The organism is Asticcacaulis sp., from assembly GCA_024707255.1.
Taxonomy (GTDB): Bacteria; Pseudomonadota; Alphaproteobacteria; order Caulobacterales; family Caulobacteraceae; genus Asticcacaulis.
In genome coordinates this window covers 116,044-138,188 of record JANQAC010000002.1, presented here as the reverse complement: position 1 = coordinate 138,188, position 22,145 = coordinate 116,044, and the positions used below count along the sequence as shown (strand labels likewise).

Genomic DNA, 22,145 nt, shown 5'->3' with positions numbered 1-22,145 from the left:
GGGAAGCGGACACCATGCCTCTGGCGCATAATCTGAGTTGGCTCGATCTGGGCGTCTTCGGCGTCTATATCGGCGGGCTCCTGTTGTTCGGCCTGATTGACCGCCACCGGCAGCTCAAGGCCCGCGAACATTTCCTGGCCGGGCAATCCGCCTCATGGCCGAAGATCGGCTTCGCGCTCTATGCCTCGACCATCTCGGCCACTTCACTCGTCGGCCTTACGGGTGCTGCCTATTCGCACGGCATTTCCGTCTTCAACTACGAATGGATGGCGGCCATTGTGCTGACCATTTTCTGCGCCTTCGTCCTGCCCACCTATATTAAATCGCAGGTCTTCACCGTGCCGGAGTTCCTCGAACTGCGCTACGGCCGGTTCGTGCGCACCTATGTGTCCGGCCTGTCGGTCGTGCTCGGCATTTTCCTCGATGCGGCGGGGGGCTGTTCGCCGGCTCCATCCTGTTCCAGATCCTGGTGCCGGATTGGCCCCTGTGGCAGGTATGCGCGCTGCTGGCCCTCCTCGCCGGCGGCTTCCTGATCGCCGGCGGCCTGCGCGCCGTCCTGATGGTCGAAGGCATACAGGGCGTGGTCATGGTCATTGTCGCCTCCGGCATCGCCTTCTTCACCTTCCGGGCGGTGGGCGGCGGCGATGTGATCGCGGGCTGGAGCCATACCCTGAAAGCCATCGACCCCGCGCATCTCAAACTGATCATGCCGGCGGATGACAAGGACATGCCGTGGACCGGCCTGCTCACCGGCGTGCCGCTGATCGGCTTTTATTTCTGGTGTACCAACCAGATCATGGTCCAGCGCGTTCTGGCGGCGAAATCACTTGATCACGGGCGCTGGGGCTCGCTGATGGGCGGGGCGCTCAAGCTGACCAACCTGTTTCTGGTCATCCTGCCGGGCGCCGCAGCCCTGCTGCTCTTTCCTGCCCTGCCGCAGCCTGATCGCGTTTTCTCGCATATGGTCTTCGAGATCATGCCCCACGGCCTGATCGGGTTAATCGTGGCGGCCTGCCTGATCTCCATCCTGGCCAACCTCTCCGGCATCTATAATTCGACCTCGACCCTGCTGACCATGGACTTTATCCGCAAGCTCAAACCGGACATGACCGATGTGCAACTGGTGCGCACCGGTCAGGCCATTACGGTGATCCTGATGGTCATTTCCGTCCTGTGGACGCCCCAGATCATCCATTTCCAGGACACCCTGTGGAAGTATCTCCAGGCGGTGCTGTGCTATTTCGTGCCGCCGATCGCCGCCGTCTTTATCGCCGGCCTGTTCATCAAACGGGTCAACCGTGCCGGCGCCGCGGCCGGGCTGGTGGCCGGCACGATCACCAGCCTGATCCTGTTTATCGACGCCTTCGCGTTTCACCTCCTGCCGCTGCATTTCCTCGTGGCGGCTATCGTCATTTTCGCGGTCGCCTTCGTCGCCCTGCTGGCCGGCAGCCTTTTGGCGCCCGCGCCCGATCCCGCCACGGTCAACCACCTGATGTTCGCAAAGGACGTTTGGCGCGCGGAGACGACGCACCTGAAGACGGTAAAATGGTATCAGAACTATCGTGTGCTTTCGGTAGCCCTGCTGCTGCTGACCGGAGCCGTGGTCATCTGGTTTGCATAATCGGCGGCGTCTGCTAGGCTGCCGCCATAAGCCGAAAAGGCATCAGCGAAACACAAAAAACAAACGCTTTTTACAGGAGACGCCCGTGTCGCCCCTTGCCCGTTTCATGCCCCTGCTCGCCCTGATCCTGCCGCTGACCGCCCAGGCCGATCCGTCCACACCGCCGGCCACCGATTCCCTGGCCATCGACGAAGCGGGCGGCATACCCGCCGGCTACACACTGAAATGGTCGGATGAATTCATCACGCCGGGCCTGCCGGATGCGGGGCTGTGGACATACGACACCGGCGCCAACATGCACGGCTGGGCCAACCACGAACTGCAATATTACAGTGACGCCCGGCCGGAAAACTCCCGTGTCGAGGACGGAAATCTGATTATCGAAGCCCGCAAGGAAGACCTGAAAGACAAGTCGGACTGGAGCGGCCAGCACTATACTTCCGCCCGCCTGCTGTCGAAAAAGACCTATACATACGGCTATGTCGAGGTGCGGGCACAACTGCCGTGCGGCCTGGGCGTCTGGCCCGCCATCTGGCAATTGCCGGCCACCAAGGCGCTCAAATGGCCGGATGACGGCGAGATTGACATCATGGAATATGTCGGCTGGAACCCGGACACGATCTACCACACCGTCCATACCGGCCTCTACAACCACGTCAAAGGCACGCAGAAAGGTGTTCTCAAAACCATGCCGGCCGTCTGTGGCCAGTGGCATACCTACAGCCTGCTGTGGACGCCGGACGAGATAAAGGAAGGCATAGACGGCCGCTTCTACTACCGCTTCCGCAACGAAGGCACCGGCAAGGGCGCCTGGCCGTTCGACCGGCCGCATGAGCTGATCCTCAACCTGGCAGTCGGTGGCGATTTCGGCGGCAAGACCGGCGTCGATGACAGCACCATGCCGTGGCAGTTCAAGATCGACTATGTGCGGGTCTATCAGAAATAGATCGCTTCCTGAGTCTCGGGAACTCAGGAAGCGTATTTTCCGGATATGCCGGCAGCCCGATGATCGTTTCGCTGGTCATCGGACCGGTTTTATCCGGGGCTTGTGACGCGTGAAACACATAGTCCCGGCAAGACCGGCTGTAAATGAATTCTGACAATGTTGTCAGTCAGCGCCACGTCTTCGAGACAATACCAATTTATTGAAATAACTGAATTTTTGCATAAATATCACAGAAAAATTTTCTATTTTTCATAGGCTTATCGAAGCTGCCCTGTCCACAAGGACAACCAGACCACGCCAGAATGACAGCCACCACGAACCGGGGCTGAAATTTTCTATTTCAGTTCAAATTCTTAGCCTGTCCCGCAGCCCTGTCCATTGCTTGCCCTCCGCCTCGCCTCGTGTTAGCGTCACACACCTGTCATCATTTCTATCGTCCTTTGGGGGGCTTGCATGACATCCTCACCGCGCATCCTGATTGCCGGCGGCGGCACGGCCGGCTGGATGACCGCCGCCTATCTGGCGCGCGTATTCGGCCAGGGGTCCGGCGCGCCACGGATCACCCTGATCGAATCGCCCGATATCGGCACGGTGGGGGTGGGAGAAGGCAGCATTCCGACGATCCGCACCACCCTGCAAACCCTCGGGCATAGACGAGGCCGAATTCCTGCGCGAGTGCTCGGCCACCTTCAAGCAGGGCATTCGTTTCGATGACTGGGAAGCGCAGGGCACGAGCTATAGCCACCCCTTTGAGGCGCCCTATTTTACCGATGGCGCCGGGCTGCTGCCCTACTGGCTGTTGCAGGATCCGGCCATGCGCGCGCCTTTCGCCGAGGCCGTCACCCTGCAAAAGCGCGTGGCTGAGGCCGGCCGCGCCCCCAAGCGCACGCACGAAGGCGGTTATTTCGGCGGCCGGATGAACTACGCCTACCATTTCGACGCCGGCCGGTTCGGTAATTTGCTCGCCAAATATGCCCGCCTCTATGGCGTCACCCATCTTCAGGGTCGCATCAGCGGTGTCGAGACTGGACCTGAAGGCATTGCCGCTGTCGTTTCACCCGAACACGGCCGTCTGGATGCGGACTTTTATATCGACTGCACAGGTTTTGCCGCCCTTTTGATCGGCAAGGCGCTGGGCGCGCCCTTCCATTCGGTCAGGGACGTGCTCCTGACCGACAGCGCCCTGGCGATCCAGTTGCCCTATGCCGACCCGCAGGAAGCCATTCCCAGCTATACGATATCCACGGCGCATGAGGCCGGCTGGACCTGGGACATCGGCCTCGATAGCCGGCGCGGCGTCGGTTACGTCTATTCCAGCGCCCACAGTTCGGACGACCGCGCGCGCGAGGTCCTGCGCACCTATCTGCGCCGTCATGCCGGCGACAGGGTCGACAGCCTGGAGCCGCGCCTGATCCGCTTTGATCCCGGCTACCGCAAAGACCAGTGGGTTAAAAACTGCTGCGCCATCGGCCTTTCCGCCGGCTTCTACGAACCGCTGGAAGCCACCGGCATCATGATGATCGAGGTGGCCATCAGCCTGCTGGTCGATTGTTTTCCCTTCGCCGGTCCGGCTGATGCCTCGGCGGGCCTGTTCAACGAACGCATGCGCCAGCGCTATGAGAAGACCGCCGAATTCCTGAAACTGCATTACTGCATTTCTCGGCGGCCGGAAGCCTTCTGGCGCGACAATGCCGATCCGGCCACCATTCCTGAAAACCTGCGACACCTGCTGGCCATGTGGGCATATCGACCGCCCTCGCGTTTCGACACCCTGACCGATATCGATATCTTCGCCGCCTCGTCCTACCAGTACATCCTCTACGGCATGAACTACCCGACAGACATCCGCGGCCGGGCGCCGATCCACAGCCGCACCGAGGCCGCCGAAAAGACGTTCACCCGCATCCGCGCCTTTACCGATGGCGCCATCCGCGATCTGCCCGCGCACCGCGACCTGATCACCCAGGTCTATGCGCATGGCTTTGCCGCGCCGCCCGCCCCCAAACGCGCCGATCCCTTTATCTCCGTGAGCCGCTAGATGCCCGATCCGATCACCCGTAAACCGACCATCATCGATGTCGCCAGCCTGGCCGGGGTTTCGATCAAGACCGTGTCGCGCGTCATCAATAATGAGCGTCATGTCTCAGCGGACATGCGCACCCGCGTCCGCCAGGCGGTCACCCAACTGGGCTTCGAGGCCAATGAATCGGCGCGCGGTATGCGCAGCCTGGCGCCGGAAAAATCCTATGTCGTGGCCCACCTCTATGGCGATGCCGGCGGGCTCTATACCCACGATATCCAGCTTGGCCTGATGGAGCGCTGCCGCTATTTCGGTTATCACCTCGTCGTCGAGGAACTGGATTACCAGAGTCCCGATGTTGAGCGCCGCGCCAAGGATCTGGTCAGGCGCCTGAAGCTCGACGGTGCGGTGCTGACCGCGCCGCTGACCGACAATGAAATTGTCCTGGGCGTGCTCGATGAAGCCGGCGTGCCCTATGTCCGGGTGTCGCCGGTAACGGAAGTCCCGCACCTGCCGAGCGTGCGCATCGATGAAAAGCGTGCCGCCTACCAGATGACGCAGCACCTCCTGACCTATGGTCACAAGCGGATCGCTTTCATTCGCGGTTTGCCCAATCACGCCGCCACCATCTATCGCTTTGAGGGCTACGCCCAGGCCCTGAAGGAGGCAGGACTGGAGGTCGATCCCGGCCTGGTAGAAGATGGCGAGTTCCGTTATTTCGCTACCATTCCCTGTGCCCGCCGACTTCTGGAACGCGAGGCGCCGCCGACCGCCATATTTGCCTGCAATGACGAAATGGCCGTCGCCGTCATCAAGGTGGCGCATGAAATGGGCCTGACCCTGCCGGACGACTGCTCGATCGTCGGGTTCGACGACATCCCGACGTCTGAAATGCTGTGGCCCTCGCTGACCACGGTTCGCCAGCCTGTACCGAGACTGGGCGCCATGGCCGGCGATCTTCTGTTTACCCGTCTGTCGCCGCTCGGTACCTCGGAATGGCCGACGCCGGTGCCTCATCAGGTTCTGCCGCACGATATCGTGCTGCGCGGCTCCACGGCGCCACTGCGCCAGCGTTAATCGGATTCAGGCGCTTTCAAGCAGGCGCAGGGTTGCATTGTCCGCCCCGTCACACCACCGCTCAAGCGCTTCATCGAAAAGTGTGGCATCCTTAGCGGCTCTGGAAAACAGCGTCATGCTGGAACAGAACTTCAGGTCATCCGGCGTGCCGAATATCTGATGCAGTGATGGCGCCTGCGTGTCGATGACGATGCGGGTACAGGCACGAAGGCGCTCTCCCAGGACAGGATGGTCCAGATAAGCCCCAGCCTCCGCCAGACCTGACATGCCGTAATATTGGGCCTGCGCCGAGCGGCCAAGGCCGGATAACTGAGGGAAGATGAACCACATCCAGTGGCTGGACTTGCGGCCAGCCCGCAGTTCGGTCAACACCTGCGCATAGACCGGCGCCTGCGCGGTGACAAAGCGTTCAAGATCGTAGTCAGGGCGCACAGCCCGGTCAGATCAGGTTCATTTCATACTGAACTGGCTGGTCGGGTAAAAGCGGGCTCATCACCTGGCGGATATCACGGGCGGCGTCGCCAGCCGACATATCACCGGCGCGCACCGTAGACAGCACGCGAGTAAGATAACCCGACATCTGCCGCGCTTGCTCGACTGTCAGGTCGATATCGAACAACAGCAGGATATCGTCGCGGGTTTCCGTCTCGGTCAGGCTATGTTGCCTGAGGCCGGCAAGGGTGAGTTCAACGGCGTCGGCCTGGCCGGTGGCCGTAAGGCTAGCGGGAATGGCGGTCATCGCTTCCTCCTGGGTTTGCAAAACATTTACTGTCTGCCCCATTGCCGCTTTCACACGCGACGACCTTATACAATCGCGTTCATTATAAATTTTCAGTCTGAAAATTCAGCCGGCCGCGATATCCTCGCTCGGGCGGCCGATCGACGAATAGGTGAAGCCGTGGCGTGCCACCTCTTCCTTACGGTAAATATTGCGCAGATCGACCAGGACCGGTGATTTCAAGGCCGCCTTGATGCGCTTCAGGTCCAGGCCGCGGAACTCGTTCCATTCGGTGACGATCACCACCGCGTCAGCGCCGGTGGCGGCGTCATAGGCCCCTTCGCAATAGGTAATCGGCGGCAGGACGGCCCTGGCATTCTCCATGCCTTCCGGATCGAAGCCACGGATGGTGGCGCCAGCCTCGACCAGTTCCTCGATGATGGTGATGGCCGGGGAATCGCGCATGTCGTCGGTTTCCGGCTTGAAGGTCAGGCCGAGCACGGCCACCGTCTTGCCGGCGACGCTGCCGCCCAGCGCCTTGATGACCTTCTTCGTCATCTTCGACTTGCGGGCGTCGTTGATCTCCACGGTCGTCTCGATCAGCCGGATCGGCGCGCCGAAATCCTGTGCGGTCTTGACCAGGGCCAGGGTGTCTTTGGGGAAGCACGAGCCGCCATAGCCCGGACCGGCATGGAGGAACTTGGTGCCAATGCGGTTATCGAGGCCGATGCCGCGCGCCACTTCCTGACATTGGCGCCCACCGCTTCGCACAGGTCGGCCATTTCGTTGATATAGGTGATCTTCATCGCCAGAAAGGCGTTGGCGGCGTATTTGATCAGTTCGGAGGTGCGGCGCGTGGTGAACATCAGCGGCGACTGATTGATGAACAGCGGGCGGTAAACCTCTGTCATCACCGGGCGGGCGCGTTCATCCTCGATGCCGACCACGATGCGGTTAGGGATCATGAAGTCCTTGATCGCCGCGCCTTCACGCAGGAATTCCGGATTGGAGACCACGGCCACGTCAGCGTCCGGATTGGTCTCGCGGATAATGCGCTCGACCTCGTCACCGGTGCCGACCGGCACGGTCGACTTGGTGACGACGACGGTAAACCCTTCCACCGAGCGGGCGATATCGCGCGCGGCGGCATAGACGTATTTGAGATCGGCATGACCGGTTTCCGGGTGTGGCGGGGTGCCCACCCCGATGAAAACCACCTCGGCGCCGGCTACGGCTTCCTTGATGTCGGTCGTAAAGGTCAGGCGGCCGGCCTTGACGTTATCCAGCGTCATTTCCTCAAGACCTGGCTCGAAGATCGGGATGACGCCCTTCTTCAGCCCTTCGATCTTGTCGGCATTCAGGTCCATGCAGACGACATCATGGCCGAATTCGGCGAAACACACACCCGAAACCAGGCCGACATAGCCCGAGCCAATCATCGTAATCTTCATTTTTCGACCTTACTTTGCCCAAACCCACGGAGCGAGTCATCAAAAACTTTGAGCCGAACCAAACCCAACTGCACCCGCAAAGGCAAGCGAAATATGGTGACCGATTGTATCAGGTCGCTTGCAGCCCCGACAGGGCGTCGAAATCGGCCGCGTCATGGCGTTCCTTCAGCCCGTCGGCGGCGCGATTGACCCGCCGGCCGCGCTGCACGCCCGGTCGCGCCTCAAGCTGGTCCATCCAGCGGCGGATATTCGTATATTCGTCAACCGACAGGAACTCGGCGGCGGAATAGGCATTGTTCACCATGCCGCCATACCAGGGATAGATGGCCATGTCGGCGATGGTATAGTCATCGCCAGCCACATATTCGCTTTTGCCCAACTGCGTATCCAGCACATGCAACTGGCGCTTGGTTTCCATGGCGTAGCGGTTGATGGCGTATTCGATTTTGAATGGCGCATAGGCATAGAAGTGGCCGAAACCACCACCGACAAACGGCGCGGACCCCATCTGCCACATCAGCCAGTTCATCGTCTCGGCGCGTTTATAGTGCTCCGTCGGGAGGAAAGCCCCGAACTTTTCCGCCAGATAGAACAGGATCGCACCGCTCTCGAACAGCCGTGTCGGCGGGTTGGTTGAGTGATCCATCAGGGCCGGGATTTTGGAATTGGGATTGATCGAAACAAAATCACTGCCGAACTGGTCGCCCTCACCGATATTGATCAGCCAGGCATCATATTCGGCACCGGCATGACCCAGCGCCAGCAACTCCTCCAGCATGACGGTGACCTTGATGCCATTGGGCGTGCCCAGCGAATAGAGCTGAAGCGGATGCCTGCCCACAGGCAACTCCTTGTCATGCATCGCACCGGAGACAGGCCGGTTAATATTAGCGAACTGCCCGCCGTTGCCTTTGTCCCACTGCCAGATTTTTGGCACGACATAGCCGGCGGGCTGGTTTTGGGCGGGATCGTTATCGGCCATGGCGCACCTAAATCTGTAACTGTCTGGCCTTCATATGGTCGCGGCTGGCGGCTTTGCAACCGGTCCGGCCTATTCTTACACAGGGGCGTCGTGCTTGTCCTTGCGGCGGCGACCGAGCAGCATCTTGGCCTCCAGGTGCGCGCGGAGGGCGCCGTAATAGGCCCGCAGGAAAGTCTCGTCACCCGGCGGATCATTTTTCGGGTCCACCCAGTTGATCCGCGCCTTGATCCGGGCGGCCACCGCTTTCATCACCGCCGGTTTGCGTTCGCGTAGCACCTGCTCAAGCACTGTCAGTTCCATCTCGCCATAGGCCAGTTGATCCGGCGTAAAGCTGAGCCCCAGATTGCGATCACCCTCCAAATCGGCCAGATCGTAACTGAGGGCGGCCTTCGGCATGTGGACGACGCGCGTGCCGGCCAGGAAATCGCCCAGACGGGCATGCTGTTTGTTGAACAGGGGCAGGAGCAGCAGGGCCAGCGCCCACAAAAAGGCCAGCCATGAGCCGGCCGAATGGTTGGCCGACCAGGCGAAGATCAGGGTCACCGGCAGGTAAAGCTCGACCTCGCGCAGGGCATTGCGTGTAAAGACCGCCGCCGGGGTCAGCCGGCCGCCATCATGCGAGATGACCCGCAGTTTCATGACCCGCTTGCCCGGCGTGGCGGCGCGCGCGCCCATCTCGAAGATAATGAAATAGCCGGAACGCAGGAAAAACAGGAAGAACATGGCCACGATCAGCACGAACGAGCCCAGCGCCTTGTTCTTGCCGTTGTCGAACACATGCTCCAGCGGCAGGATCAGCCAGATGATCAGCACGATGACCGGTGCCAGGATCATGATCAGCCAGTCGAGCAGAAGCGCACCGACGCGCTCACCGAACGTGGCATTGATAAAGGGCAGGACCACGCCTTCAGGCGTGAGGATTTCCGTGGCGGTGCGGCCGATTTCGCCATAGGGCGCATCGCTGGCCAGGTCGCGCTTTCCGGCTTTGGCCATCAGGCGCCCTCCCCCGGTTTCCTGCGGCCGACAGAGGTATAATAGAGCCCCCAGATCGTCAGCATGACCGCGCCGATGCCGATGCGGACAAACGGATCAGTGAGCATTTGCCGGCCGATACCCTCCAGGCAGCCAGCCACCGTCAGCATGATGGCGACACCGATCATGGCCGTGCCGGTCAGGGTGCCGGCCTCCCGCAGCGCCTGCTTGCGGGTGGCGTCGCCGGGGAACATCAGCCGGCGGGCGATATGGAAGCCGCATCCGGCGGCGATGACCAGGGCGAACAGTTCCGTCGTGCCGTGGATGGTCAGCCAGGCGGCGAATTCAAAGCCCAGCCCCTGCTGCGCGAACAGCCACACCATGGCGCCCAGCGTAATGCCGGTATAGAGCGTCAGGGCGAAGGTCGGCAGGCCGAAGACCGCGCCAAACGCGAAGGTGGAGATCGCCACGCCGACATTGTGCGTCATCAGGAAGACGGCGAAGGGCGACAGGGCGTGGTTTTCCGGATTGCCGCCGATGGTCTTGCGCAGTTCCTCCGCTGATGAATCGAGCCCGCGGCTGCCCTGTTCACCCGGCAGGAAGACATTGTACCAGGTGGAATCGTGCGCGCACATCAGCCAGCCGGCAATGGCGCCCGCCACCAGTGTGGCGAAGGCCAGGGCGATTTCGCCGCCCAGTCTGCGCACGGCGCGCGGCCAGGCGAGGACGAAAAAGCTGTAGAGCACGTCCTTCAGGCGGGTCTGCGGGCCATAGACATAGACATAGGCCCGCACGCACAGGGCCTGCAGATAGGTAATCATGTTGCGATCGAGCGAGATCGATTGCGCCATGGAAAGCGACGACATGGCCGAGCGATAGAGCAGCGGCAGGTTCAGCAGTTCATCGATGGAAAAACTGCCAAGGCCGCGCTTTTCCACCTTGTCGAGCTGGGTTGAAAGCGCGCGCCAATCGGATTGCCGCGCCTCGCGGAACTTCTGGCTTTTCAGGCGCAGAACGGGCTTTGGCGCGTCAGCCGGTGCATGGATGTCTTCGTTCATCACGTCCCCCCTACAGCCGGTCGGCGCGTTTCAACGCCAGATACTTGCTGACAATCGCTGTCGCCATCTGTTCGGTCGGCGTTTCCAGCACCTCCACACCCTGGCGGCGCAGTTGCGTCAGAACGCGTTCGCGCTGGCTGGCCAGGCGGCGGGCAAAGACCGCGCGCGTCACGTCTTCAGCCTGGTTCGGTATTTTCGCCATCAGACCTTCGACCACCTCATCCCGGCAAGCGACGAACAATACCAGATGCTTTTTCGACAGGCGGTTCAGGCTCTCGATCATCAGGTCGGCGCTGATTTCATCGATGAAATCGGAAAACAGTATGATCAGTGAACGGCGGGCCACGGTGGCATTCAGATCAGCCAGGGCCAAGGTGTGGTTGGATTCCTCCGGCGAATCCTCCAACGCCGACAACTGGTATTTCAGCGTATTGAAGCCATTTGTGCCGGAAATGGCCGGCGCATTATGATAGGGCTTCGAGGCGAAGGCGAAGGTGCGGACATTGTCGCCGATCTTCAGCGCCGTATAGCCGAGCAGCAGGCCGGCATAGATGGCGCGGTCCAGTCGTTTCAGCCCGCCGAGCGGTTCGCCCATCAGGCGGCCGGTGTCATAGGCCAGCACGATATGATGATTGCGTTCGGCCTGGTATTCACGCGAAAACAACTTCATGTGCCGCGCCGACGACCGCCAGTCGATGCGGCGGTGATCCTGCGAGGCGTCGTATTCGCGCAGGGCATGATATTCCGAGCCGTTGTAAAGCTGGTTCTGCACCCGGACGCCGTAGATATTATCGAGCGAGAACAGGTCGGCGGCATCCTGCTCGACGCCTTGCAGGTCGGGCGTCACGACGATTTCGCTATCGAGCGGAACGCGCGTCTGGACATGGACCAGCCCTAAGAAACCCTGCCAGCGGATATAGGCAGCGTCGATATCGCCGCGCCCCCGCGCCATGGCTTTCAGGTTCAGCGTGCCATGAAACGCGCCGTCCTGCCGCACCAGCCGGCGTTCATAGGTCGAGGCCAGCAGCAGGCGATGCAGGCCAAGGCGCAATTCGATAATCGCCGGTTGCCGCCACTTTGTGAAGCGTGCCTCGAACGGCACATCGACCGTCCGCCCGACGCCCAGAACAGCCGGCGGCCTTATGGTGAAAGTCAGCCCGGCGCCGACCGGTGCGAACATGCCATCCAGCAGGGCGGCAACAAACAGCAGGGCCGCCGCCAGCGGCACCCAGGCCCACAGACCGGGCGCGAATATCCCGATGCCGAGCGCAGCGAGTACGCTCAAGGCCAGCAGGATCAGCAGTCGCGGTGTGGGATAGATGGGCATCAGCGAGGTATTTCAATTCTTTCAAGCAGTCCCTGAAGGACGCGATCGACACTTTCTCCCTCGATTTCGGCGGAAGGCGACAAGAGGACGCGATGGCGCATGGTGGCGGGATAGAGCGCCTTGATATCGTCCGGCAGCACATAGTCGCGTCCATCGAGCACCGCCCTGGCACGGGCCGCACGGGCCAGCAAGGCGCCGGCACGCGGGCTGGCCCCGACCGACAATTGCGGCGCTTCGCGGGTGGCGCGGATCAGGGCAACGATATAGTTGAGATTGGCGTCGTTGAGTTTGACGGTGGAAACGACCTGGATCGCCTCCGCCAGCGAGGCGGCACTGAGAACGGCCGAAACGCCGGCCAGCACCGGGTCGGTTGCCGCCGCATTCCCCGCCGTATCGACAATGCGCTTTTCTTCCTCAAGCGACGGATAGCCCAGCACATGCTTGAACAGGAAGCGGTCGAGCTGGGCTTCCGGCAGCGGATAGGTGCCCTGCTGCTCGATCGGGTTCTGCGTGGCGATGACAGTAAAATGCTGGCCCAGGTCATGCCTGACGCCATCGAGCGTCACCGACCGTTCCTGCATGGCTTCGAGCAGGGCGGCCTGGGTCTTCGGCGGCGTGCGGTTGATTTCATCGGCCAGCAGCAGGTCGCAGAAGATCGGCCCCTTAGTCAGGGTGAAACTCGATGTCTGGAAGTTGAACAGGTTCGAGCCCAGCACATCGCCCGGCAGCATGTCCGGCGTGAACTGGATGCGGCCGAATTTGAGGCTTAAGCTTTGGCAGAATACGCGCGCCAGCAGGGTCTTGGCGGTGCCCGGCGGGCCTTCGAGCAGGACATGGCCCCCGGAAAACAGCGCCGTCAACAGCAGGTCGACCGTATCGGTCTGGCCGATGATGACCTTGCCGATCTCACCGCGCAGCCGGGCCGCGAGGAGTTGGATTTCAGGTATGAGCACGTTGTATCTCCGTCTTCCAGGCGTGGAGCTTTAGGGTGATATCGATGAGTTGGTGTACGGTCATGACCTTGGCCGCGCGGGCTTTGAGGTCGATAAAGGAGTCAGTCGTCTTTTGCGCCTGGCCGAGGCGTTCGGCGAGATCGTCCGGGCTTTCAGGGCTGACGCCCAGCCGGTATCCTTTGTCCTTCAGTACCTGATCGCGCACCAGGTCGGCATAGGCCGGCCCCAGCTTAACCTCTTTCAGCGTGATGGCCATCAGGCGGGCGGCATTATCGGCCAGGATTTTCACGCCGCGCCCCAGGGCGGCCCCACCGGCGCCTCGCGGGCCGGGCCGAAGCGCGAAAACGCTGCCCACATCAGGCCTAAGCCAGCGATCAGCAAGCACAGGGGCACGGCGATGAAGGGCGGACGGCTGAGGGCGTGCAGCAGGTCGTGATCGGTCGAAATGCCATTGAAGGTCAGGTTGAAGATCACCCGGCCGGGCTTGTCCGCCGGCGGGCTGATCGTATCGATCAGGTTCAGCGCCGCGATGACCTTTTGCGGATCGGCCAGTATCTGATTGTTGAGCAGGTCGGGGTCACTGAGCAGGTATATCGGCGCCTTCGGTTGCGGGCGATTGCCGGTCACGATGACTTGCGACAGGACCGCCTCGCCATTGGGACCGACCAGAAGCGGCTTGAGGTTCGGCCCGGTGATCGATTGCAGGCCAGTGATCGCACCCACAGAAACTGGGGCGTTAAAGGGGCCGCCCTGGACCGGACGGAACGTCCAGAGATGCGGTGCCGGCTCAAAGGGCTGCGCTGTCCCCTTTTCGGCTTTCCCGGCCATCGGACGCATGTCGCGTTTCAGCACATAGGGGGCTCTATCGAACGTCACCAGACTGTCGCCATTGCGCACGGTTTGCGTCCCCGGCGGCGACGCTTTTACCTTGGCCACGGCCTGCTTGTCATCTTTCGGTGCCGGCGTTTCGCTGACAGGCGACAGGAAGCCCAGGCTGTCAATGACATTCGCCGTCGCCACCAGTGTCGCACCGCGATCCCAGTAGCGGTTGCGCGGATCGGGTCCGGCGTTCCATTTTGGCGCCACGACCAGCACCACCTTGCCCAGCGGCTGGCGCAGGACGTGTTTTGAACGCCTGGGATCAGGGATCAGATTCGCGGAGCCCGTTTCCTCGTCCGCGTCACCACCAGCTGAAGCGCTTGCAGAGGCGGCGCTTTCCGAGGCGTCATTGGCCGAGGCAGCATTGGCCGAGGAAACCTCAGCCGAAGACGCGCTGCTCGAAGAGGCTGACGACGTATCGTCACTGTCGAAATGATAGGCATAGGTCAGGGTGCCGCCGTCATCATCAAGTGTAATGATTTCCAGGTCGCCGTGCTCGATCAGCGGACCGTCTTCCATGCGGTTGACAATGACCTCATGCCCCCTCGCCTCCAACAGGCGGCGCAGCCCCGCCGTGCCTTGCGCCGAAAGGCCGGTCACATTGGCCTTCTGGCCCGTTTTCGGCACTGAATTGACATCGAAAAGCGTGATGGCCGCCGCCGCGAACAGGCACAAGCAGAGAAAGGCCGCCACGGCCGGCAGCCAGCCGGACACCTTGCCGATCCTGGCCCCGATATGTTGGCCCAAGGTCTTTTTGTCTGCCGCCGGTTTGGCCATCAGGCGATCCCTTCGGCGGCAATAAAGGCGGTATAGGCGGCGCGGCAGGCTTCAAAATCCGCCCGCGTGGCCGAAATGCCGGCGAAATAGCTCTTTTCCACGCAGCGCACAATTTCGGTGAAGGCCGGCCGCGCCGCTTCCGGCAGCAAGGGATGCGAACGGATGTCGCGCGCCGAATAATGTTTGCGCACCAGGTCGGGCCGGAAGGCGTTGATATCCGCCACAGACCGCACCAGCAGCAGATGGACCGCCTCGTCATAACTGCCCTCGGCCGCCAGTTTGTCGATATCGCCTAGCAGGGCCGTCACTGCCTCCCGCGTCGGCCGCCACGGCGCATCGGCCCGCAGGTGATCGCGCGCGAACAGCCGCTGGAAACGCGAGGTAATCATCATGCGCACGAAGGGCGACAGCAGCAGTGCGATCAGGGCTATGGCCAGGGCGCCAAGAATATAGGGCATGAAAGGGGCCAGCGGCTTGAAGGCACTGGCGACCTTCTCGAAAAATTCCCCGATATTCTTGAAAAACCGGTTCCAGAACTCCAGCGCCTTCAAATCCGGCTTGGGCATGGCGGTGAAGGTGGTTTGCAGGTCATGACTGCCATTGACCTGCCCGATCAGGCGCTTGGCTTCGGCAACGTCGACCCTGTCATGCCCGGCCCCCGCCGCGGCATGTGAGGCGCTGTCTGTTGCCCCGGTCTGCGTCAAAGCCTGCTATCCCCCATCCCGTTCGCCTTACAGGCGCCCCCACGCCGTAACGGTAAGACCTTAGGGCGCAAGCAGGGGCCGGGTCAAGCTTTAAGCGAGACAACAGGACGTCAGGCGTCCGCCGCCTCTTCCAGTATCTGATCGATGGTCCAGCTTGAAATCGTGCCTGGCAGTCGTCTGACCGCCGCATCCCCCATTCGCCACGGACGGCATTTGAAGGTAGCGCCATTCAGGCTGATGCACAGGCCGGTCGGGTCAAAATGCTCAATCGTAGCCTCGACCTTACCGTCTTCTTCCAGATGTAAGTCGAGGACATCCATCCGGCGCAGGACCCCGCTCTGGATGGTGAAGGCCATGCCGCGGCCAATGTTCCGGCTGTTCGCAACCGCATGATATTGGGCCATCAGAACCTCCCTGTCTGATTTTTGTGTGTCCCGTCATACTGCCCGGTTTACTATCAGGAACCAATGCGGAAGTGAGCGCCTCGCTTTTCTGTGAACTCAGGCGCTGTCATGCGATCCAGCGCACCGTGATTTCAGCATCGGCCGCCGGCCGGTATTCGACATAGGCGTTCCCGCTGTCCGTTGTTTCCAGCCCCTCAATTGAGACTTCAGGCGACCCGGCCTTATCATCAAGCGCGATCAGGCGGAGGCGCGCCGTGCAGCCTTTCGGCCCCTTGAGCCGGATGACGATACGGCCGTCCTTCGGCTCGATATTGGCCGGATGATCGGCAAACAGCCGGAAGGGCGCGTCGCCGCAAGCGAAGTAAGCCCGCGCCGCCAGCACAAACGCGCTGCCGGCGCCATAGACCTCCTGTCCCACCTGCCCGGCGGGACTGCCGTCGCCGTAAATATCTTCGAGCGGCAGTGAAAGCGCCCGGTCGATATGGCCGTTGCGCACGGTATCGGAAAGGCTCTCCGCCGGCAGGAAATCCGGATAGAAGGACCACAGCACATCGAGCGCATAGCGCCGGTATTCGCACATCAGAAGCTTCAGCGCCGCCGGCAGGTCTTCATCCGAAACCTTGAGCGCCTCATCGAAAGCATCAAACACCTCGAAGGCTTCGTAGGCCGCCATATAGGGGCCGTCATGCAGGCAGGTGACGCCGAAGAAGTTGGTATAATGACCGGCCCAGCCGATCTTCGATCCCCACAGTTCGCAATTGTGCATCAGGCCGGCAATGAAGACATAGGCCTGGTCCAGATAGTGCGGCTCGTCCCCCATTTTCCACAGGCGCAGGCAGGCCAACGCCCCCCAGGCGGTCAGATTGGTCTGGTAGACCAGTTCGAAGCGGTCATCCTCCAAGGCCTTCAGCGCCGCCTTCGCTTCGGCGACGTAGGTGTCGTCGTGGGTCAGTTCGTGCGCCAGCAGCATGACATAGGCGTAGAACCCGCCGACATCGGTCTGGCCCAGGCCGTCGCCGCGATCCTTTTCGATCACCTTCAGGTTCGTCAGGTCATACTGGATCGGCCACCTGTATTTGAAATGGTGCGCCGCCTTCACGGTAAAGGCGATCGACTTGCGAAACAGGGTATCGGCCCAGGCTTCGCCCTTAAGCGCCAGGCGCGCCAGATTCATCAGCGGATGGTATATGTACCAGGAATCGACCGCGTCACGGTCCTTGTCGTTACCGACATCCGGCAGGTAGCGGCGCAGGGTGCGCAGGTCGTTGTCAAAAAACCCTTCCATGGCCACGGCCAGGTCATCCGAAAACGGATCACGGCGCCCGCGCCAGGCTTCGTATTCGCGCAGGGATTTCAGCACCGTCATCTGGACCATGCTGTCGGGATATTCGGCCGCGACATAGGGCCGGATATAGGTCTTGCCGTCATGCACCTCGGTGACATCGGGCGAGGTCTTGAGGTCAAGCAGGGTCTTGTCGGCCCGCCAGATCCAGTCGCGGTATTCCGGTTCGGGCTTGTCGAGATGGGGATAGATATCCGCCAGCATCTCGACGAAGTTGCGCGCCACCTCGAACTCATTCGCGCCGCAGTCGGCGCGCAGGCTGACCAGGGCGTCGGAAATCACATAGTCCTGCCCCGCTTTCAGCGGATTGACTGGCGGCGAGTCGCCATTGGGTGATCCCGGCGGCTGGTAGCCGAGTTCCGGCCATTGCCCGCCCACCACGCCGTCAGGCTTAGTTTTTGTATCGATAAAGAAGGGATTGAGCGCCGTCAAATTCTGCATGTAGAGCACGCTGCCAAAGGCCGGCTTTTTAAGGCACAGATAACAAAGGCCGGCATTCAGGCCGCGCTGCCCGGCCTCCACCCGGCCTTCGGCGTGGCGCGGATCGTCGTTTTCATCGAGCACATAAAGATCACGCGGCCAGAAGACGACCAGCAGATCATGCGAGGGTACAAGGCGCGAGGTCATGCGCAGGAGAGTGTCGCCTAGAAAGGTCAGGCTGATGCGGTAAACACCGGAAGGGGTCTCGACTTTCCAGTCGCCGCCATCCTCACGACGATGGGCCTCGACAATGATATTCTGGCCCATGATCGGATAAGTGCGCAGGGCAATGCCGCCCTGGCCCGGCCCGTGAACCACCACCCAGAAGGCGTCGCGGCCATGATGCGTGGAAACCCTGTAATCACCCAACGTCCACTGGCTTTCAGCCCCGGTGGCCGCCTGAAGTTCGAAACAGGCATTCAGCGTTTCTGGCGTGAAGCCTGGCACTTCTGGGTGCGGATTTTCTTTTTCCGGTCTTCTCGTCGGCACTGGTCATTCCGCTCAACTCCCATCCGTTCGATTGGACGAAGCTATGACAAAGGCCCGTAAAATATCGATGCGCCCAAAGGCCGGCAGACGGCGCACCGACATAAATTCGCCAGTGCGCCTATCGCTTCTTCAATGCGGCCCTGTCCAGCACGTCACGCACACGCAAGGCCAACTCCTCCAGGGTGAAGGGCTTGCCGATCAGTTCGACATCATTGTCCAGTATGCCATTGTGGACCACTGCATTGCGCGTATATCCGGTCGTGTAGATAACGGGCAGTTCCGGGCGCTTTTCGCGCACCAGATCGACCAGTTTGCGGCCGTTCATTTCCGGCATGACGATATCGGTAAACAACAGGTCCACATCGGGCCGGTCAAGCAGGGTGGCCAGAGCGCCCTGGGCATTGCCGGCTTCAAGGACGCGATAGCCCAAATCTGCCAGCGCCGTGGCCGAGAACTGCCGGACCAGATCCTCGTCATCAACCACAAGGATCAGTTCCCGCCCGTCATTGTTCGGCAGATCCGCCAGGCGGTCGGTGTCGCCTCCGTCAACGGCATCGCCCATATAACGCGGCAAATATATCTTCACGCTCGTACCGTGACCGATCTCGGAATAGATCTTGGTGTGCCCGCCCGACTGCTTGATGAAGCCATAGACCTGGCTGAGCCCCAGGCCGGTACCCTTGCCGACTTCCTTGGTCGTGAAGAACGGATCGAACGCCTTCGCCAGGACATCGGGCGCCATGCCGCTGCCGGTATCGGTCACGCCGATCATGACATACTGGCCGGGCGTAATGCCCAGTTCCCTGGCGACATAGCGCTTGTCGAGATGCGCGTTCTGGGTCTCGATGGTGAGTCGGCCGCCCCCTTCCATGGCATCGCGGGCATTGACCGCCAGATTGAGCAGGACGCTTTCCAACTGGTTCTGATCGACATGGATGCGCCAGACGCCGCCCGACAGGACCGTCTCCAACTGGATGTCCGCGCCGAGGGAATGGCGGAACAGATCCGACATGCCGGCCACCAGCCGATTGGGATCGGTCACTTCCGGCTTCAGGGGCTGCTGGCGCGAGAAGGCCAGCAAACGCCGGGTCAGGTTGCCGGCACGTTTGGATGCCTCAAGCGCCGAAGAAATCAACGCCTTGGCGCGCGGATCATCAACCGCTGTCCGGCGGTCAAGAAGTTCCAGCGAACCGGAGACAACCGCCAGCATATTGTTGAAATCATGCGCCACACCGCCGGTCAGGTGCCCTACGGCCTCCATCTTCTGGGCCTGGCGCAGTTGCTCCTCGGCTTCACGCAGGCGCACCTGGTCGCGTATGCGTTCGGTCACGTCGAAGACGAACTGGTAGGCGCCGATCTGGCGCCCCGCCTCGTCATACAGGGGGTTGAACTTCATTTCATAATGGCGAGGCTCACGCTCGGGGGCGCCGAATTCAGCCACCTCGGTGAAGGCTTCGCCGTCCAGGGCCCGGCTCCAGACTGCGCGCACCGCCGCCTGCTGCTCCGGCAAATGACTGAGAACCGCCACCATATTGTCACCGACTTTCGGCGTGACTCCGAAAATGCGGCTGAACTCTTCCGCACTGGCCCGGTTGATGGCCAGCCAGTTCAGATCCATATCCGCCACCTGAACAAAGGCGTCGGTCGATTCCAGGATATCCGCCAGAATGCGCTGTTCCGCCAGGGCCGCGCCGACGCGCTCCTCCAGTTGGGCATTCAGCGCTCTGAGTTCCGCCGTGACGCGCGCGCGTTCCGTCGCGGTGCGTGTCCGCTCCGCCACCTCGCGCACGAAGGCCAGTTCCTCCTCAGGCCACTCCCGCGCCGTCTCGTGATTGAGGTAAAGCAGCGCGACAAAGCGCCCGCGCTCGGTCACCGGCATATTGACGACGGACTGCGCGCTGATCGCCTTCAGGGCGGCAGCGGAACCGGCCGTTCTCGGGTCCGTTTCGGCATCGGCGAAGACCACGGTTTCGCCCTGTTTCAGGTTTTCGATGTAGGAGCCGTAATTACGGAAATGCAGCACGCCAGCGAGGCTCTTTATGCCCGGCGCATTCCAGTCGCGCTCGATGGTAATCGTCTCGTTGAGCGTATCGATCACGCCATATCCTGCCCGGCTGACCTTCAGGGTTTCACCCAGGAGCCTCGCTGCCACAAAGGCGATCTCGTCGGCGTCTTCCACATCGCGGATTTCGTCGGTCAGCCGCATCAGCGCCTGGCGGCGGACCGTCTCACGCTTCTGCTCAGAGATATCACGGGCAATCTTCGATGCCCCGATAATCCGGCCCTCCGGGTCACGAATGGGGGATACCGTGACCGACAGATCAATGGCCGCCCCGGATTTGTGGCGGCGGACGGTTTCAAAGTGATGAACGCGCTCGCCGGCCCTGATCTTGCCGATGATCAGGTCTTCCTCGGAGCGGCGGTCATCGGGAATGACCAGGGTAATGTGCTGGCCGATCGCCTCCTGCGCGGAATAGCCGAAAATCTTGGCAGCCGCCTCATTCCACGAGGTGATAATGCCGTCCAGCGTCTTGGCGACAATAGCGTCATCGGACGATTCGACAATCGCCCCCAGACGGGCCTGCGCCAGCAGCGCTTCACTTTCGAGCTTGTTATTCACGGTTCCGATGGTTCGAGTAAGCGCGGGAAGCCTTTTGGCGTACAAAGAATAAAATAAGAAAACAGTTGGAACTACCCAAAGCCGCTGACTCGACGAACCGGTTGTTCGCTGAGCCCGCCCTCCGTCCCCTGCATGATCAGTTCCCCGCGAACCGCCCTATTTCTTCCTGAACGTTTTTTCGGCTTCGGCCGTCATCGCCCTGATCTGCGCCGTTTCGGCCGGCCGGTAAGGCTTGCCATCGGCATAGAAGATATCATGGAACCAAAGGGTCGGCGGGCTTTTCGTGTAGGGTTTTTCCCATGAATCCCAGGGCATGTTGGTCTGGCTCTTGCCCAGCACAAAGCCCCAGTTGATGGCCCCCACATTATACTTGCGTGCCATAGGCAGGGCCGAGTCAAAGGTCGAGCCGTTGCCGCGCGCCATGTACTCGGTCATGATCAGCGGACGGCCATAGGGTTGCAGCGATTTGATGCGCTCTTCCAGACGTTCGGGCCAGTCATAGCTATGGAAGCTGATGACGTCCGACTGGTCGATCTGCACACGCTCAACCGCATTCAACTTGCCGTTCGGCGACCAGTCATCATTATGCCATACGCCGGAGGTCAGGGGCTGTATGGGGTCTTGCGTCCGCGCCCAGGCAAAGACCTGCGGCAGCAGCTTGGCCACCTGAGCCGTCTTGGTGGCCTCATCTAGCTGCTGATAGTTGCCGCCCCCCTGATTGTCGGGCTCGTTCCACACATCCCAGGCCAGGATGCGATCGTCCCTGGCGAAGGCGCCGACAATGCCCTTGACGTAAGCCTCGTACCTGCCCCAGCCGGCCTCATCCATCAGGCCCGCCGTACCGGGCGACTGCACCCAGCCGGAATTGTGCACGCCGGGGATCGGCGGGTGCTGCGGCCCCAGTTTCGGGTTCGGATCCCAGCAGGAATCGAACAGGACGAGCATCGGCTTGATATGATGCTTGGCGGCCAGGTCGAGCACGATATTGATGCGCTTCTTGAACCCTTCCGGGTCCTGCGCCCATAGCTGGTCCTGCAGGAAGATGCGCATGGTGTTCATGCCGATGCCTTCGGCGTAGCCGAATTCCTTGTCGATCTCGGCCGGATTGAAGGTATCGGCCTGCCACATCTCGAACTGGTTGATGGCGTCGGTCGGCAGGAAGTTGGAACCGACCAGCCAGCGCTGCTTCGCGTACCACTGGTTGGCCGCCGCCGCTGACCAGCGGGCCGTCTCGGCATGGGCCTGACCGCCCAAAATGGCCAGAAGCGCCACAGACGCCACGCCCGCGCGTAAAGCTTTCGAAGACATGAAACTCACGACTATTT

At 61.3% G+C, this 22,145-nt stretch carries 18 protein-coding genes and 2 pseudogenes; 5 read left to right on the top strand and 15 right to left on the bottom strand.

Features of this window, described 5'->3' with window-relative positions; translation table 11 throughout:
* Positions 1-14: 14 nt before the first annotated feature.
* The 5 genes and pseudogenes from NVV72_11935 (at position 15) to NVV72_11915 (ending at position 5,664) form a co-directional block, all read left to right on the top strand.
* Positions 15-533 carry a hypothetical protein gene (locus tag NVV72_11935; GenBank protein MCR6660001.1) on the top strand — a complete coding sequence of 173 codons (519 nt, stop codon included), beginning with the start codon at positions 15-17 and terminating at the stop codon, positions 531-533.
* Entirely contained in the window at positions 470-1,621 is a 1,152-nt protein-coding gene (locus NVV72_11930) for a sodium:solute symporter (protein ID MCR6660000.1), read from the top strand. The genes NVV72_11935 and NVV72_11930 overlap by 64 nt, the downstream gene beginning before the upstream one ends.
* An 85-nt stretch (positions 1,622-1,706) precedes the next feature.
* Positions 1,707-2,567 (top strand): glycoside hydrolase family 16 protein, encoded by an 861-nt coding sequence (locus NVV72_11925; protein ID MCR6659999.1) that lies wholly within the window; start codon positions 1,707-1,709, stop codon positions 2,565-2,567.
* 453 nt (positions 2,568-3,020) lie between these two features.
* Positions 3,021-4,605: pseudogene (locus NVV72_11920) on the top strand (tryptophan 7-halogenase).
* Positions 4,606-5,664 (top strand): LacI family DNA-binding transcriptional regulator, encoded by a 1,059-nt coding sequence (locus tag NVV72_11915; protein MCR6659998.1) that lies wholly within the window; start codon positions 4,606-4,608, stop codon positions 5,662-5,664. It begins immediately after the preceding pseudogene.
* Positions 5,665-5,670: 6 nt separating this feature from the next.
* Here the strand turns inward: NVV72_11915 and NVV72_11910 are convergent, their stop codons facing one another.
* The 15 genes and pseudogenes from NVV72_11910 to NVV72_11840 all read right to left on the bottom strand — a co-directional run bounded on the left by NVV72_11910 (position 5,671) and on the right by NVV72_11840 (position 22,128).
* A complete protein-coding gene (locus NVV72_11910) occupies positions 5,671-6,096 on the bottom strand; it encodes a DUF1810 domain-containing protein (protein ID MCR6659997.1) in 426 nt (141 codons plus the stop codon).
* 7 nt (positions 6,097-6,103) lie between these two features.
* Complete coding sequence (locus NVV72_11905) at positions 6,104-6,403, bottom strand: hypothetical protein (GenBank protein MCR6659996.1); 300 nt, start codon at positions 6,401-6,403, stop codon at positions 6,104-6,106.
* Positions 6,404-6,508: 105 nt separating this feature from the next.
* A pseudogene (locus NVV72_11900) lies at positions 6,509-7,833 on the bottom strand (UDP-glucose/GDP-mannose dehydrogenase family protein).
* Positions 7,834-7,942: 109 nt separating this feature from the next.
* Complete coding sequence (gene yghU / locus NVV72_11895) at positions 7,943-8,815, bottom strand: glutathione-dependent disulfide-bond oxidoreductase (GenBank protein MCR6659995.1); 873 nt, start codon at positions 8,813-8,815, stop codon at positions 7,943-7,945.
* 75 nt (positions 8,816-8,890) lie between these two features.
* Positions 8,891-9,808, bottom strand: a complete 918-nt coding sequence (locus NVV72_11890) for an RDD family protein (GenBank protein ID MCR6659994.1) — start codon at positions 9,806-9,808, stop codon at positions 8,891-8,893.
* Positions 9,808-10,845 (bottom strand): stage II sporulation protein M, encoded by a 1,038-nt coding sequence (locus NVV72_11885; GenBank protein MCR6659993.1) that lies wholly within the window; start codon positions 10,843-10,845, stop codon positions 9,808-9,810. The genes NVV72_11890 and NVV72_11885 overlap by 1 nt, the downstream gene beginning before the upstream one ends.
* Before the next feature lie 10 nt (positions 10,846-10,855).
* Positions 10,856-12,172, bottom strand: coding sequence for a DUF58 domain-containing protein (locus tag NVV72_11880; protein MCR6659992.1), 1,317 nt, complete (start codon positions 12,170-12,172; stop codon positions 10,856-10,858).
* The gene (locus tag NVV72_11875) at positions 12,172-13,125 is read right to left on the bottom strand and encodes a MoxR family ATPase (GenBank protein ID MCR6659991.1); all 954 of its coding nucleotides are present in this window, start codon (positions 13,123-13,125) and stop codon (positions 12,172-12,174) included. The genes NVV72_11880 and NVV72_11875 overlap by 1 nt, the downstream gene beginning before the upstream one ends.
* Positions 13,112-13,414, bottom strand: coding sequence for a hypothetical protein (locus tag NVV72_11870; GenBank protein ID MCR6659990.1), 303 nt, complete (start codon positions 13,412-13,414; stop codon positions 13,112-13,114). Before NVV72_11870 ends, NVV72_11875 begins: the two co-directional genes overlap by 14 nt.
* On the bottom strand, positions 13,411-14,781 hold the full coding sequence (locus NVV72_11865; GenBank protein MCR6659989.1) for a hypothetical protein: 1,371 nt from the start codon (positions 14,779-14,781) through the stop codon (positions 13,411-13,413). Before NVV72_11865 ends, NVV72_11870 begins: the two co-directional genes overlap by 4 nt.
* A complete protein-coding gene (locus NVV72_11860) occupies positions 14,781-15,485 on the bottom strand; it encodes a hypothetical protein (protein MCR6659988.1) in 705 nt (234 codons plus the stop codon). The genes NVV72_11865 and NVV72_11860 overlap by 1 nt, the downstream gene beginning before the upstream one ends.
* 110 nt (positions 15,486-15,595) lie before the next feature.
* The gene (locus NVV72_11855; protein ID MCR6659987.1) at positions 15,596-15,889 is read right to left on the bottom strand and encodes a hypothetical protein; all 294 of its coding nucleotides are present in this window, start codon (positions 15,887-15,889) and stop codon (positions 15,596-15,598) included.
* A 106-nt stretch (positions 15,890-15,995) separates the two neighbouring features.
* Positions 15,996-18,200, bottom strand: a complete 2,205-nt coding sequence (locus NVV72_11850; GenBank protein MCR6659986.1) for a hypothetical protein — start codon at positions 18,198-18,200, stop codon at positions 15,996-15,998.
* 118 nt (positions 18,201-18,318) lie between these two features.
* Positions 18,319-20,820 (bottom strand): PAS domain S-box protein, encoded by a 2,502-nt coding sequence (locus NVV72_11845; protein MCR6659985.1) that lies wholly within the window; start codon positions 20,818-20,820, stop codon positions 18,319-18,321.
* A gap of 156 nt (positions 20,821-20,976) precedes the next feature.
* Positions 20,977-22,128: a cellulase family glycosylhydrolase gene (locus NVV72_11840; GenBank protein MCR6659984.1), complete on the bottom strand. Its 1,152-nt coding sequence runs from the start codon at positions 22,126-22,128 to the stop codon at positions 20,977-20,979.
* Positions 22,129-22,145: the final 17 nt, after the last annotated feature.